This window comes from Microcoleus sp. Pol1C5, from assembly GCF_036701115.1.
Taxonomy (GTDB): Bacteria; Cyanobacteriota; Cyanobacteriia; order Cyanobacteriales; family Microcoleaceae; genus Microcoleus.
Map to the genome: position 1 here is coordinate 23,303 of NZ_JAUBQE010000064.1, position 14,825 is coordinate 38,127.

A 14,825-nucleotide genomic window follows, 5' to 3' on the forward strand; every position below is an offset into this window, starting at 1 on the left:
GGGTTTTTAACACTCAAACTCTGAATAATTGTCGCAGAATTTCGTCTGACGCGCCCTTTCCCCTAAAATAATTTTTACTAGATCCCCAATCCAAAATCTAAAATCTAAAATCTAAAATCGAAATGACTCATTCCACCGATATCGTCACTCTCGCCCGCTGGATGGCAGCCGACTTCAGCAACCAAGCCCAAGCCTTTGAAAACCCGCCATTCTTCGCCCACATCCGCGTCTGCATGAGGCCTTTACCCGTCGAAGTTCTGGATGGCCTCAGCTTGTACCTAGAACAAGCCTACGATATTGAACTGAATGTACCGTACCGAGTCCGAGTTTTGAAATTAGTCCCGGTGGACGATCGAATCGACATCGAAAATTATGCCATAGAAAACGAAGAACAATTCTACGGCGCTTCCCGCGACCCGCAACGGCTGCAAGAAATCAAAAAAGCACAACTGACGCTGCTTCCCGGCTGTACCTTTATTACGCAGTGGACGGGCAACAGTTTCAAGGGGTCTGTCGAACCCGGAAAAGGCTGCATGGTGGTCAGAAAGGGCAAAAAAACTTATCTAGACAGCGAATTCGAGATTGACCAAGACAAATTTATTAGCCACGATCGCGGACGTGACCCCGAAACCGACGCCCACGTCTGGGGAGCCCAGGCCGGCCCTTTTGAATTCACCCGCCGGGCCAGTTTCGCCGACGAAATTCCGGTTTAATCAAAAAAAATAGAGTCCCTCCTGGGCGAACACGCTTGATTAAAGGTTCAGAATGCACCAATACCTGGTACATTAACCCAGTATTGGCAAGCAAGATTCACCGTTGATTTATGAAAGTCCTGGTTATTGGTGGCGATGGCTATTGCGGTTGGGCAACCGCACTCTACCTTTCTAACAAGGGTTACGAAGTTGGCATCCTCGACAGCTTCGTGCGGCGGCACTGGGATCTGGAACTGTGCAGCGACACCCTCACTCCCATCGCACCGATTCAGCAACGACTCCAGCGATGGCAAGATTTAACGGGCAAGTCGATCGACTTGTTCGTCGGTGACATCACCAACTACGATTTTCTCAGCAAAAGCATGAGAAAATTTGCACCAGAGGCGATCGTCCATTTCGGCGAACAGCGTTCGGCACCTTTCTCAATGATCGATCGCGAACACGCAGTCCTCACTCAAGTCAATAACGTCGTCGGGACACTCAACCTGCTGTACGCCATCCGCGAAGACTTCCCCGATTGTCACCTAGTGAAATTGGGGACAATGGGCGAATACGGCACGCCGAATATTGACATTGAAGAAGGCTACATTACGATCGAACACAACGGCCGCAAGGATACACTACCCTATCCCAAACAACCAGGCAGTTTCTACCACCTGTCAAAAGTCCACGACTCCCACAACATCCATTTTGCTTGCAAAATCTGGGGTTTAAGAGCCACCGACTTAAATCAGGGCGTAGTCTACGGCGTGCTCACAGATGAAACCGGCATGGACGAACTGTTGATCAACCGTTTGGACTACGACGGAGTATTCGGGACAGCATTGAACAGATTTTGCATCCAAGCTGCGATCGGTCATCCTTTGACAGTTTACGGAACTGGCGGACAAACCCGCAGCTTCTTAGACATTCGGGATACCGTGCGGTGCGTGGAATTGGCGATCGCCAACCCCGCCGAAGCCGGACAATTCCGCGTCTTCAACCAATTCACCGAACAATTCAGCGTCGGCGACTTAGCCTCCTTGGTGCAAAAAGCAGGCATGGCAATGGGATTAAAAGTAGAAATCAACAACATCGAAAATCCCAGAGTCGAGAAAGAAGAACATTATTTCAATGCCAAAAACACCAATTTGCTAGACCTCGGTTTGCAACCGCACTATCTCTCAGATTCCCTGCTCGATTCTCTGCTGAATTTTGCTACAAAATATCAGCACCGTGTCGATAAAAACCAGATTTTGCCGAAGGTTTCTTGGAAGTAAGTTCTGGTATCTACCTGCGGGGTAAGAGATTTTTTAATGAACCGCGAAGGCGCGAAGGGCGCGAAGTAAGAGGAAAGAAGGGAAGAGAGGAAAAATGTTTGCAAGTTCAGAAGGGATTTCTTTGTAAATTAATTTTTTCATATCTATCTTTTTGATCTTTTGCTCTGTGTTCTCTGCGTCCTCTGCGCTTAATTGAAAAATGCCATAAGGTTGTTACTGCTGGGTTTTTGGGCATAAAGCCGTAAAAAGTCAAATTCTCGTTCTGTGGCTTTTGGTTGTTCTGCCTGGATTGTCAGCGAGTGCAATTTGTGCTTATTATTTAATAGCCGAATGGGTTGCTGTAACGGCGAGTAATCAAAATTACCGCGCCCGTTAGCGAATCGCCTGCTGCTGGGGAAAGGGAAATCTTAATTGCCAAAACAGCACAGGAAATTCACCGAATTAATTGCTTTGCAGAAGGTGTGGGGTTGCTTTTAGGTGCGATAATTGGATCGATCGGAATTCACGGAATTTGTATATTGCCCCCAGAAACATCTCGATCGTAATTAGTTGCCATGAAGCTGCTAACGGAACTCTACTTCAACCAAGCTAGTAAATGGCCGACAACGGGTCGTCACATTCTGGCACAATTTGACAAAAATACAGTTGTAGTTTACCAAGCTTACCGTAGTGCGATCGGTCATTTTGCAGCGGAAAATGGTTATTTCGGCGGGGAATTCAGCCAGAATCGTATGAGTTGGATTAAGCCAAACTTTCTATGGATGATGTATCGATCGGAATGGGGAACAAAACCCGGACAAGAAGTAATTCTGGCTATTTGGCTGAAGCGATCGGCTTTTGACGAAATTTTAGCATCCGCTGTCTATTCTAAGTTCGTTCCAGCAGTGTATGGCAGCGAAAAATCATGGCAACAAGCTGTTAAAAATTCGGCTGTGCGGCTGCAATGGGACCCGGATCATCACCCAAGTGGAGCAAAACTGGAACGGCGGGCAATTCAACTGGGTTTGCGCGGCAGTGTTTTAGCCAGTTACGCACGAGAATGGATTGTTAATATCGAGGATATTTCAGAATTCGTGCAGCAACAGCATCAATATCGAGGAGGCGATAGCTCGCAATTACTTACCCCCTGCGAGACATTGTATCCTGTTACCGATCCCGACATCTCCCAGAAACTACGATTATCGGTTTCCTAAACAATTTACTATGAAAATTGCTCTGTTCACTGAAACTTTTCTGCCGAAAATAGACGGCATTGTCACCAGACTGATTCACACTGTAGATCACTTGCAGCGCGCGGGCGAACAAGTTCTGATATTTTCTCCAGATTACGGGATTAAAGAATACAAAGGCGCCCGAGTTTACGGTGTGGAGGGTTTGCCTTTGCCGATGTACCCGGAACTGAAAATGGCACTTCCTTCTCCGGCTGTAGGTCGCCAATTAGAGCAGTTTAAACCCGATATTATTCACGTGGTCAATCCCGCTATTTTGGGATTGGGCGGTATATATTACGGCAAAAAGTTGAACATTCCGATTTTGGCTTCTTACCACACGCATTTGCCCAAATACTTGCACCACTACGGTTTCGGAGTCCTCGAACCTTTATTGTGGGAACTGCTCAAAGGAGCGCACAACCAAGCAGAATTGAATCTCTGCACTTCCACAGCAATGGTGGAGGAATTGAGAACCCACGGCATTGAGCGAGTAGATTTGTGGCAGCGGGGCGTAGATACTGAAATGTTTGTCCCGGAATTGGCAAGTCGAGAAATGCGATCGCGCCTTTCTCAAAATAACCCAGACAGTCCCCTGCTGCTGTACGTCGGCCGCCTCGGTGCAGAAAAAGAAATCGAACGCATCAAACCAGTTCTCGCAGCGATTCCCGATGCCCGCCTCGCCTTAGTGGGAGACGGCCCGCACCGGCAAACCCTTGAACAATATTTTGCGGGTACACCCACCAATTTTGTCGGCTACCTCAAGGGGCAAGAACTCGCAACAGCTTACGCATCGGCCGACGCCTTCATTTTTCCCTCCCGCACTGAAACCCTAGGCTTAGTTCTCCTAGAAGCAATGGCTGCGGGGACGCCTGTAGTGGCGGCGCGCAGCGGCGGAATTCCCGATATTGTCACCGACGGCGTTAACGGATATTTATTTGACCCCGCCGAGGAAGAAGGAGCTCTGGCTGCCACCAAGCGTCTGTTTGCGAATCCCGAAGAACGGGAAACCATGCGTCATAACGCTCGCCGAGAAGCCGAACGCTGGGGTTGGGCCGCGGCCGCTGCACAACTGCAGCGCTACTATCAATCAGTGGTATTTGCCGAGTCCATGCCCAGAGCGGCCTAAATGTCAGGATCTGTAGCACCTTTAAACATCGCCGCCAGTAGCTTAGCTTCGCTGTTCGATCGTCAGTTGGTAGTGAGGAGGGATATTTTCAAAGATCGATCTAACTTTTTTGCTGCATAAATTACCGTCGCTATCCTGCTGTTGCATTTACCATTAAACTATGAGTAAGCTCTGTAGGAAGGCCTTGCGCGCTGCTTTCATAGCGCCCTTTACCTGACCGGATACGGTCGCCGAGTGCGCTAAAACAGTCACACCGCGCGCTGCTGTCGAGCACAGAGCGTCAAATCAACACTGCACTCTCGATCGAACTAAAGCCTGTCACCTAATTTTCAGGCTTGCAGTTTTGCGAACTCAAGTTCAGCTTGAATGGACGAACCCTCATCAGTATCATCGAGGTTGTAAAAAAGATCGATCGAGCATACATAACAAGCAAACTGAAGTTGCGTGCGCCACTTTTGAACTCAGGATTCATCAAAACGGCAAGCGAGTGCCGACGCGCTTGCAAACAAATTCAAGAGTGTGCACTGCCGCCGAATCCAGCGCGGCTCAACCTGCAGTCAGTCTACCCCTCTGAGCAAGCAGTTAATCATGACATTCTCCAATACTGGTAGCGTTCTGGCTACACTGACTCAAGTCAATTTTATGGGGGCATTGACCTCCCGTGTTAAGAGCCTGCCAGTTCCTGAATTAGTGTGCCTGCTGGACTTTATCACGGCTGAATTTCAGCAATTTATCCGGGCGATGGACCTGATTAACAATGAAGCACTCGAAACTCTCTTAGAGCAACTTTTAGATGCCTTCACTGTCAAAATTGGTCAAATTTTGCAAGCAGACCGGACAACAATTTTTTTGGTTGACTCCAACAAAAATCAACTGTGGCACAAAACACTCGATCCACTTACGGGCGAGGATGTAGAAGTACGCTTGCCGATGGATGCAGGCATTTTAGGCTACGTAGCAACCACCGGAAAATCGATCAATGTCGCCGAAGCTCGATCGCACGAGTATTTTAATTCCGAAGTAGACGAACCACCGGGCTATCAAATCGAGACCATGCTCTGTATGCCGATTTTTAGCAGCAAGAGCCAAGACGAACCCGTAGCAGTGGTCAGACTCTTAAATAAAGCTGGTAATGTCTCCTTTAGCGAGGAAGACGAACAGCAGTTCCAGGCTTTTGCAGATTCGATCGGGATTATTCTCGAAAGCTGTCAGTCTTTCTACGTCGTGGCGCGCAACCAGCGAGGGGTTGCCGCACTTTTGAGAGCCACAACGACTTTGGGTCAAAGTCTTGACTTGGAAACAACTTTGCGCTCTGTCATGGATCAAGCTCGCGACTTGATGCAAGCCGATCGCAGCACGCTATTTTTATTAAATCGGGAAACTAACGAACTCTGGACAAAAGTCGCCAAGGCCGACGGCAAAACGATGGTAGATCTCCGCATTCCTGCTAATAAGGGAATTGCTGGCTACGTGGCTTCGACTGGTCAACCTCTAAATATTACAGATGCTTACGACGATCCCCGCTTTGACCCCTCTACTGACAGGCAAACGGGATACCGCACTCGCACTGTCTTGTGTATGCCAGTACATAACGCTAAAGGTGAGCTCATCGGGGTGACTCAGCTAATTAATAAGAACCAAGGTACTTTCACGCCTTCCGACGAAGAGTTTTTGCGAGCGTTTAATTCCCAAGCGGGAATGGCGTTGCAAAATTCTCAACTGTTTCAGAACGTAATGGTGGAAAAGCAGTATCAGAAAGATATGCTGCAAAGTCTTTCTGATGCAGTGATTTCCACGGATTTGAAGGGACGAGTTGTGACTATTAACGAAGCAGCCCTAGAATTGTTGGGCTGTCCGGTAAATCAAGCTAAAAGCAAACACAATCCCGATATTTGGGAAGATAAACTGGTGAATCGCTATGTTTGGGAAGTTGTGCCGATCGACAATTTGCAATTTCGACTAGAAGACAGTCTCAAAAATGCTGCCCGACATTACGTTCCCGAACAAAGTTTAACTGTGGGGCTGTTGGTAGAAAAAACGTTCAAGTCCCAACAAAAAGAAGGAGAAGAAGGAGAACAAGAAAGTTATATTTTGGCCGTGCCCGATCGAACTGACCCGAATTTATATTACGCTTGGGGCGAAAACAGCGCGTGGACTGAGGAAGTAGCGCTGGCAGAATTAGCTAATGCTCAATCTCTATTTGCGCTGCGAAATTCTGCCCTGTATCACCCTTACTGTCCGCTGCCCATCCCCGCCTCTCGAATTAAAGTAATTGAACGTAGTTTGAATTTGACGGTCAACCCGCTAATCAATCCAGAAGGCGGCGTGCGCGGTGGTTTAGTGGTACTCGAAGACATCAGCCGCGAAAAGCGGATGAAAAATACGATGTACCGCTACCTGACTCCTGGAGTCGTAGATAAAGTGATGGCCTTGGGTGAAGGCGCCCTGATGGTGGGCGAACGCAAAGAAGTCACTATTTTATTTTCCGACATTCGCGGCTACACCACGCTGACCGAAAAATTGGGAGCGTCCGATGTTGTATCCCTGCTGAACGAATATTTTGAGACGATGGTGGAGGCCGTTTTCCACTACGAAGGCACTTTAGACAAGTTTATCGGCGATGCTTTAATGGCGGTTTTCGGCGCGCCCCTGCCGCTCAATCCCCCGGAAAGTCACGGTTGGATGGCGGTTCAGTCGGCTTTAGATATGCGCCGGCGTTTGAAAGAGTTTAATGATTCTCGCCCTAGTGCAGATCCGTTTCGCTTCGGAATTGGGATTAGTTCCGGAGAGGTAGTTTCGGGAAATATTGGTTCTCAAAAGCGAATGGATTACACGGTAATCGGGGATGCGGTGAATTTGAGTTCGCGATTGGAACAGCTTACAAAGGAGTACGGATGCGATATAATTTTGAGCGAATTTACATACAGTTTGTGTCGCGAAGGAATTTGGGTGCGAGAGTTAGACAAGGTGCGAGTTAAGGGCCAAAATCAGCCCGTGGGTATTTACGAGTTGCTGCAAAATACTTCTGAACCCATTGATGGGGAAACCCTTCGGTTTTTGGAACTTTACGGTCAGGGTAGGGATGCTTATATTGCTAGAAATTTTCAGAAAGCTATTAATTGTTTTGAAGCTGCTTTAGCAATGCGACCCAGCGATCGACCTGTGGAAGTTCACCTCGACCGATCCCTGAGCTATTTGGAAGTACCCCCGCCCGATGATTGGGACGGCGTGCATACAATGACAACCAAGTAGTAGATTGTATTACACTCGAGGGTTGAAAAGTAAAAAGATTTGATAAAGTTGTGAGATCTTCCTTATGACAGAGTTAACAAGTGTAAAAATGTGAAAACATGAATCGGATGCCATATTAAAGTTAGTATTTATTTCCAGGCTAACAATTAAATGAGTTATTTATCTGTTCCGAATGCCACAAAAGCCGATCGGATTCTGGTGGTAGACGACGCACCAGATAATGTTTTGTTGGTTCAGACAATCCTAGAAGAAGAAGGTTACGAAATTAGCACTGCCGAGAACGGCTTTTCTGCCTTGAGTCAAATTGACAAGTCAGCCCCGGATTTGGTACTGCTAGACGTGATGATGCCGGGAATGGATGGTTACGAAGTCACTAAACGAATCCGACAAAATAAGGAATTGCCCTTTATCCCGATTTTGCTGATCACGGCTCACGACAGTGCGAGCGTAGTCCAGGGATTGGACATGGGAGCCGACGATTTCATCCGCAAACCAGTCGAAATGGATGAACTACTGGCGAGGGTTCGATCGCTCCTGCGGCTAAAACACAGCGTAGACGAGCGCAATTCGATCGCTCTCCAGCGCGAAGATTTTGTCTCCCGACTCGCCCACGACTTGCGGACGCCCCTCGTAGCAGCCGATCGAATGTTAACTTTAATGCAGCAGGGAGCTTTGGGAGAAATTTCCCTTCCCATGCGCGACGCTTTCGGGACGATGGTTCGCAGCAACAAAAACCTGATCGCGATGGTAAATATGTTGCTGGAAGTCTACCGCTACGAAGCAGGCCGCAAATCCCTAAGTTTCGCTGCCGTGGATTTGCGCCAGCTTATTACTGAGGTAGCTGAAGAACTAGCTCCCCTAGCGGATGCTAAAGGTTTGTCGGTAAATTTAGACTTGACAGAAAGTGCAGAAAGTGCACCCATTGCGAAGTATCCGGGCGATCGTCTGGAGCTGCACCGGTTGCTGACAAATCTCATCGGAAATGCGATTAAATTCACCGACAAGGGCTCAATAGATGTCACCTTAAAAGCTGCCAATTCACCTGCTTATACGAGCTTCAAAAACCAACCGCTGGCATGGGTAATTATTGAAATCCAAGACACCGGCGCTGGAATTTCTCCCACCGAAAAAGCAAAGTTATTTGAAAGGTTTGGGCCGGGAACTCACAAGAGATCCGGTACAGGTTTGGGACTGCACCTCTGTCGGCAAATTGTCGAAGCTCACCGCGGCACGATCGAGGTAAAATCAGAGTTGGGCAAAGGCAGTTTGTTTACTATTCGCCTGCCTTGTTAGAGCGGTATAATTAACTCTAACTTTGGGGTGCGAAAAGCTCACATTACTACAGATAAACTGTAATTGTAGGTTGCAAAGTGCTTCCCTAATCGAATTATGGTTAATTTAGCCGATGTCATATAATTACTTGGCAACCGAATGTATGGCAATATGTCTAACTGTCCAGTGTGCGGTGCTGAATACATAGAAGAAAAAGCAGAGTTTTGCTCGATTTGCGGCTGGGATTTGACTCCCTACCCGCAACGTGCTAAGCTTTCCAAAACTTATTTAAAAAAAGAACAAGTTAGATTGCAGTGGGCAAAACAAATGTGGGAATTGGCCCGCAATCAACAAAATTGGTCAGCTAAATTCGATCAGTTGCAGAGCGAATTTCAGGAAGGTGCGATCGCCCGCACATACATTCAATCTCAGTTAGAATGGGTTCTGTACCGCCTCGAACAACTAAACCCCGAATTGATTGTCAGCAGTCTACAGCGACTCGAAGACAAAATCGGCGCTATACCTGAATCAACTCCGGCTATCTCCGAAGTGGGGATGGACTACCGCCAACTGACAAAGCTTTTAGAAACCGGAAAATGGCGCAAAGCTGATGAACACACTTGGGAAATCTTGCTGCAAATCGCTGTCAGGGAAGACGAAGGCTGGCTGAGTGCAGCCGATATTGACAGTTTTCCTCTTACAGACCTTCGCACGATCGACCAACTTTGGCAACAATACAGCAGCGGGCGGTTCGGGCTGAGCGTGCAGCAGCAGATTTGGGAAAGTACCGAGGCAAATTATACTGAATTTTGCGATCGAGTCGGCTGGCGAGTCAAGGAAAATTGGAAATATTACAGCGAACTCTCATTCAACGAAGATGCTCCCCCCGGACATCTCCCCGTCACCGCATGGAGGCAGCGCGCCTGTTACGGTGCTGGTAAACTCACGGCAGCAGAAAACTTTGCCCGCATCGCTGCGAAACTGGCAACTGGCGATCGCTAATCATCCAAAATAAAAAATTCAAAATCGACATTAACTGCTATAATCAAAACGGTTTAGCAACTGGGGCTGTGGCTCAGATGGATAGAGCAAGCGCCTCCTGAAGAATCGGGCACCCTGCGAGGAAACTCTGGGAGTGAATGTGGTCAAATTTGGTGAAACCTAAAGAGTTCGTGGATTCCTATGACTCTAAGGCAATACCAAGCCAAGCCTGAGTTCAGCGCGATTAAACAATCGCCTATATTGAAATCAGGAAGGTTTAGAGACTAGACGGTCACCACCTAAAAGCTGCAAGCATATGGTGAAGGTATAGTCCAGAGAGTGGGGAAACTCACACAAATCTGAAGCGCTAGGTCGCCGGTTCGAACCCGGCCAGTCCCGTTAAAAATCAAGAAAAATTAACAGCAGGAGGGGTAAGCCTAAGTTTTGCCCCTCTTTTTTGCATATCCGCTAACGAATTCGCCCACAGACGAATACTTGCTTGAAGATGAGGACTTACGCAGAACCTCTATACAATCCATCTGAAATCTAAAATCTAAAATCTAAAATCACCTGTTTAAGCCCCACCACAAGCTTAGAGTCAATCTAAAATCTAAAATCTAAAATCTAAAATCTATGATCCCCCGACCCTTTTTTAAATTTTAATTTTTAATTCCTGTTAGTGGGCTATACGTGCGGTATTTTTTGTTATGGTTCCTTTGTGAGTTACATAAAATTTTTATAGGTTTAGATGTGGTTAAGAATCAACTCAAACACGCAGCGTTACAAGCGTTTGAACACTTCACGCAGTTTTTGGTTCCTAGTAGGGCTTTTGACGGCGTGCTGGTTTGGCTATCAGCACGTTAAGAGCGAATTTCAGAGACCCCAAGCTTTGTTAGTTCTAGGTGGGGCTACGGAGCGAGAGGTGTTTGCCGCCAAATTTGCTCGGGCTCATCCTGAATTGCCGATTTGGGTGTCGTCTGGGAGCAATCCGGAGTTCGCGGAATGGGTATTTTCAGAAGCGGGAATTGAGTCCGAGCGCCTGCACTTAGACTACAGAGCGGTGGACACGGTAACAAATTTTACCACCCTGGTAGATGAATTGAAAGCTCAAGGGATTGAGAGCGTGTATCTGATCACTTCTGACGATCATATGCGGCGAGCTCAGATTATCGGCGAAATCGTACTCGGCAGTCGAGGCATTAGTTTTAAGCCTGTGGCAGTTCCGTCTGGGCGAACCCCCGAACCGGTGGAAAAAGCTGTTCGCGACGGCGCTAGGGCTATTCTTTGGCTGACAACCGGTTATACGGGTGCTAACTTCAGCCAAGCCAGAATTGAATAAACAAAGGAAAGCATTGAGCAAGTTTTAAATTTTTTCCCATTCCTTCTGGTTTTAAAACTTGTCTTCTATAGCGATTTAAGACATCGGGAAGACGCTGATAACAAATTGGTAAAAGGAGAGAAGAGAAAAGAAGGAGTAGTTTAAAATTAGTAGATGAACTTCAAAAGCTAAAGTTAATGACCGACCAAATTCTGCCACAAGTTCTAAAGCAAATTTTGAGTGACAGCAAAACGCCGGATGCTGTTTTTTCGGCTTTGATGCCGGCTTTAGGCGAGGTGTTAAATTGCGATCGGGTCTTTCTCTACCTCCGCAATCCTAAAACGCAAATGGGCAGAGTACCTTACTGCTGGCGTCACAACTCGAACATTCCAGAGGTTTGGGACGCAGAATGGAAAAAAGAACCGGAATCTTTAGGGGAAGAAGACCCTTTGTTTGCAGCAGCTTTGCGAACTGAACCTTCGATTTTTGTTGAGGATGTTGAAACAGCAAATCCTGAAGTTGTCAACAAAGATTTTGAGGCAAAAGAGTTCGGACATCGAGCTTTGATTCACGCTCACCTTTGTGCTGACGGCTTATTGTGGGGGGTTTTGCAGCCTTGTAAGTTCGATCGCCCCAGAGTTTGGACTGACTTCGATCGCCAAGTTATCGCAGCAGTTACAGAAAAAATTTCGCCTTTAGCTGTCGCTTATGTCACCGCCTCAGCATCAAAAGATGAGCGATAAAAATCAATAATTTACCTGTAGGGAGCGCGTGGGCAATGAATGAATGTCCACTTCAGACTAAAACCGCATCTAGATCGCGGTTTTAGCCGAATCTCAATACCCTTCCCGGGGGACGAAACACCGTTTCCGCTTCCCCCCTTTTTTAGTTAGGGGGGATCGATGCGCTAATTTTCACCGAAAAGTCTGGTACTAAATTTGAGCGGGTTGTTGCACTAATGGTGAGGTGTGCATCGCCCTAGGGATAGACTTGGTGCACAATTCTTGTTTAAAAAACGCCCCAATTTTGAATGCCCCGACTGCTGAAAATCCCTTGAACCCGACTAATATCATCCTCAGCGCCATCTACTACCACCAAATAATCGCCGGCCCGCAGGCGATCGGTGTAAATTCTAGCTGTTTCTTCGGGAATTCCCAAGTCAGTCAAGGCCTTCACCACTCCACCGAAAGCCGCCGCCGAGACGCCAGTGCTTGCTACGCTAGCCACCAGTGAGGCGCCCAAAGTGCCCGCTGCAATCATCGGCCCGATTCCGGGAATAGCTAAACTTCCGAGACCCACTAGCACGGTGGCTAAAGCACTATTTGTCAGAGTGTCTGCTACTACTCCTGCTCCTGTGTCTAGATTTTTATCGCCCACCTGAGCGATCGTTTGAGTATCGCCTACAGACTCACCTGCATCCCTAGCAACAACCGAAACTTTATCCATTGGAAACCCGGAAGATTTCAATTCTGTCAGAGCTTGCTCGGCATCTTCACGGTTAGAAAACAATCCCAACGCGCGGGTTTGATTGCTTGTTACCATATCTTTCTTCTTATCTCCTGTTAAATTAAACTCAAATTCAAGCCTAATTATTGCGCTTGTTTTCAATCACTTATATTGATATTTTTCGATGTTTATCTTCAGCCTTCATCTATCTGTAGATATAATCTGAGAAACAGCAACAAAAGTTATAAAATCAGCGACCCAAATCGTGCATGGCATTAATCTCGATCGCACATCTTTGAGTCAGCGCTTGCAACTCCTCGCGATCCGAGGAACCGGGCGCTTCAATTAGCTTGCCAATTCGCACCGTCAGCGGCACCGGACGCGGAATTCCCGAACCTTTCGACGAAATCGCGTGAGTTCCCCACAAACTAACAGGTAACAGCGGCGCTTTTGCCTTAGCAGCTATCAGCGCCGCACCTAATTTCGGTTCAGTAATTCTGCCGTCTGGGGTGCGAGTCCCCTGCAAAAATACACCCGTCGCCCAGCCATTTTCCAAAGAGTTTATCGCCGATCGAATTGCACTGCGATCGGCACTTTCCCGCTTGACTGGGTAAGCACCGTAAAGCGTAATTGCCTGCTTCAAAATAGGAACTTTAAATAACTCTTCCTTTGCCATAAATGCCACAGGTCGCCTCATGCAATTCGACAAAATCGGCGGGTCAAAATCGCTGGCGTGATTGCTGACTACTACCACAGGCCCTTCTGTCGGAACATTTTCTGCACCGTAGATGCGGCCTCGAAAGTAAAGGTGCAGCATCGGGCTGACAATTGACCATTTGAATAAATAGTAGAGAAGTAAACTTTCGACGGGTTCGCGACTTTTGCTCACAGAAAAACCTTAAGTTTTAAATTACATCGAATATTAGCCTATCAGTTCAGCAATGACAAATGAATAGTATTTTGAGGTTTGTAGGGTTGCCTGCGCTTGGAAACCGCGTCTACACACACAAAACCCACCTACGTGGGTTAAAGAAGAAGTCCGCCGGCGCGGACGCAAGCTTGTGTAGCGCCAGACTTCAGTCTGGTGGACTATTTCACTGAATGTCGGAGGTTTGCAAAGGCTCAATTTCTGGCCAGCATAGCTTTTTGTCCTTCCGAAGAAGTCGCATAGCCCAAGAAATCCTTAACTGCTTGGCTAGGAGGATCTTTGTAGGCGTAGTACAACTGCCGCTTGTAAGGATAATTACCCGCATCCGGCGTCGCACTGTTGACTGGAACAACGCGCACCGTTCTCTGATTGACTACTTGAGCGAATGTGGCATAATCAATGCCGTTCTTGCCTAAGACTTGCAGCAGGGGAGTTGCCGCATCTCGTCGATCGAGCGTGGTAACATTTGGCGCCGTGCCAAACTCGCTACCTCCGAGCACTTGTTCTTTAAACGTTTGGTGAGTGCCACTAACTGCCGGTCTGTTAATTACTTTAATCTGGGTCGCCGTGCCGCCGACTTTCGACGAGTCTTGAGTATTTCCCTTGAAGATTATCTTGAACTTGAGCGGAGGAACTTATACCCTTACGGTGTCAGAAACCAATACCACAAAATCTGCTTATGGGGGTCAGTTGCGCCTCTATGACGTGCATATCGCCAAGATGTTTGAGGTGACATATTTGGACTGTCAGGAGATACCCAACGCTGGCGGTAGAACTTGGTATTACCGCGCCAGAAATAGTAAAATTGACATGGGGCAATTCAGAATAAACTGTCAGTTGGCTAGCGATATTGCTAATACTTATGGTTTAGGGAAACCAGAGCGTACTGCGAGTAGCAATCCTTTCTCTTAGCAATATATTGGCAGAAATTCACGACAAACTCGTAGAATATTTTGAAAATGGAGCGCGTTTAGTTTGGGTGATTCATGCTAAAGAACAGTAGGTGTTGGTGTATCGATCGTCCCAAGATCTCGATCGCCTGCTCAAGTCCGCTGATTCCTTTGATGGCGAAGAAATCGTCCCCCGCTTTACTCTTCCGATTGCGGAGTTATTTCAAAAACTGGCTTTTTAATGAAAGTGCGATCGGACTGTGAAAAATTGCGAGTATTATTGATAATTTAACTTAGGCAGTTAGTAAGACCGAATCCAAAAATTGCGGGGAATCAGATATTAATATAAAGATACAGCACTTTGCGTGACTAAAAGGTACAGTAACAGCAGTGAGCAAAATAATTTTCGATTTGCTTACTTGAACATAA

At 47.2% G+C, this 14,825-nt stretch carries 13 protein-coding genes; 10 read left to right on the top strand and 3 right to left on the bottom strand.

Annotated elements, in window-relative coordinates; translation table 11 throughout:
* Positions 1 to 122: 122 nt before the first annotated feature.
* The 9 genes from QUA23_RS26950 to QUA23_RS26990 all read left to right on the top strand — a co-directional run bounded on the left by QUA23_RS26950 (position 123) and on the right by QUA23_RS26990 (position 11,875).
* Positions 123 to 713, top strand: a complete 591-nt coding sequence (locus QUA23_RS26950; RefSeq protein ID WP_333075786.1) for a chromophore lyase CpcT/CpeT — start codon at positions 123 to 125, stop codon at positions 711 to 713.
* 110 nt (positions 714 to 823) lie between these two features.
* Positions 824 to 1,972 (top strand): NAD-dependent epimerase/dehydratase family protein, encoded by a 1,149-nt coding sequence (locus tag QUA23_RS26955; protein ID WP_015175194.1) that lies wholly within the window; start codon positions 824 to 826, stop codon positions 1,970 to 1,972.
* Positions 1,973 to 2,526: 554 nt separating this feature from the next.
* A complete protein-coding gene (locus QUA23_RS26960) occupies positions 2,527 to 3,165 on the top strand; it encodes a DUF4291 domain-containing protein (protein WP_333075785.1) in 639 nt (212 codons plus the stop codon).
* 10 nt (positions 3,166 to 3,175) lie between these two features.
* Positions 3,176 to 4,309: a glycosyltransferase family 1 protein gene (locus QUA23_RS26965; protein WP_333075782.1), complete on the top strand. Its 1,134-nt coding sequence runs from the start codon at positions 3,176 to 3,178 to the stop codon at positions 4,307 to 4,309.
* A gap of 588 nt (positions 4,310 to 4,897) precedes the next feature.
* Positions 4,898 to 7,561, top strand: coding sequence for a GAF domain-containing protein (locus tag QUA23_RS26970; protein ID WP_333075780.1), 2,664 nt, complete (start codon positions 4,898 to 4,900; stop codon positions 7,559 to 7,561).
* A 150-nt stretch (positions 7,562 to 7,711) separates the two neighbouring features.
* Positions 7,712 to 8,854, top strand: a complete 1,143-nt coding sequence (locus QUA23_RS26975; protein WP_333075779.1) for a hybrid sensor histidine kinase/response regulator — start codon at positions 7,712 to 7,714, stop codon at positions 8,852 to 8,854.
* Positions 8,855 to 9,004: 150 nt separating this feature from the next.
* The gene (locus QUA23_RS26980; protein WP_333075778.1) at positions 9,005 to 9,835 is read left to right on the top strand and encodes a GUN4 domain-containing protein; all 831 of its coding nucleotides are present in this window, start codon (positions 9,005 to 9,007) and stop codon (positions 9,833 to 9,835) included.
* 727 nt (positions 9,836 to 10,562) lie between these two features.
* Positions 10,563 to 11,153: a YdcF family protein gene (locus QUA23_RS26985; RefSeq protein WP_333075776.1), complete on the top strand. Its 591-nt coding sequence runs from the start codon at positions 10,563 to 10,565 to the stop codon at positions 11,151 to 11,153.
* 176 nt (positions 11,154 to 11,329) lie between these two features.
* Entirely contained in the window at positions 11,330 to 11,875 is a 546-nt protein-coding gene (locus tag QUA23_RS26990) for a GAF domain-containing protein (RefSeq protein WP_333075774.1), read from the top strand.
* A gap of 265 nt (positions 11,876 to 12,140) precedes the next feature.
* Here QUA23_RS26990 and QUA23_RS26995 read toward each other — a convergent pair whose 3' ends face one another.
* The 3 genes from QUA23_RS26995 to QUA23_RS27005 all read right to left on the bottom strand — a co-directional run bounded on the left by QUA23_RS26995 (position 12,141) and on the right by QUA23_RS27005 (position 14,120).
* On the bottom strand, positions 12,141 to 12,674 hold the full coding sequence (locus QUA23_RS26995; RefSeq protein WP_333075773.1) for a hypothetical protein: 534 nt from the start codon (positions 12,672 to 12,674) through the stop codon (positions 12,141 to 12,143).
* A 154-nt stretch (positions 12,675 to 12,828) separates the two neighbouring features.
* Positions 12,829 to 13,467 carry a lysophospholipid acyltransferase family protein gene (locus tag QUA23_RS27000; protein WP_333075772.1) on the bottom strand — a complete coding sequence of 213 codons (639 nt, stop codon included), beginning with the start codon at positions 13,465 to 13,467 and terminating at the stop codon, positions 12,829 to 12,831.
* A gap of 233 nt (positions 13,468 to 13,700) precedes the next feature.
* Positions 13,701 to 14,120: a substrate-binding domain-containing protein gene (locus QUA23_RS27005; RefSeq protein ID WP_333093868.1), complete on the bottom strand. Its 420-nt coding sequence runs from the start codon at positions 14,118 to 14,120 to the stop codon at positions 13,701 to 13,703.
* On the opposite strand from QUA23_RS27005, the gene QUA23_RS27010 reads away from it, so the two are divergent.
* Complete coding sequence (locus QUA23_RS27010) at positions 14,110 to 14,418, top strand: hypothetical protein (RefSeq protein ID WP_333093866.1); 309 nt, start codon at positions 14,110 to 14,112, stop codon at positions 14,416 to 14,418. The genes QUA23_RS27005 and QUA23_RS27010 overlap by 11 nt on opposite strands.
* The last annotated feature ends 407 nt before the right edge of the window (positions 14,419 to 14,825 follow it).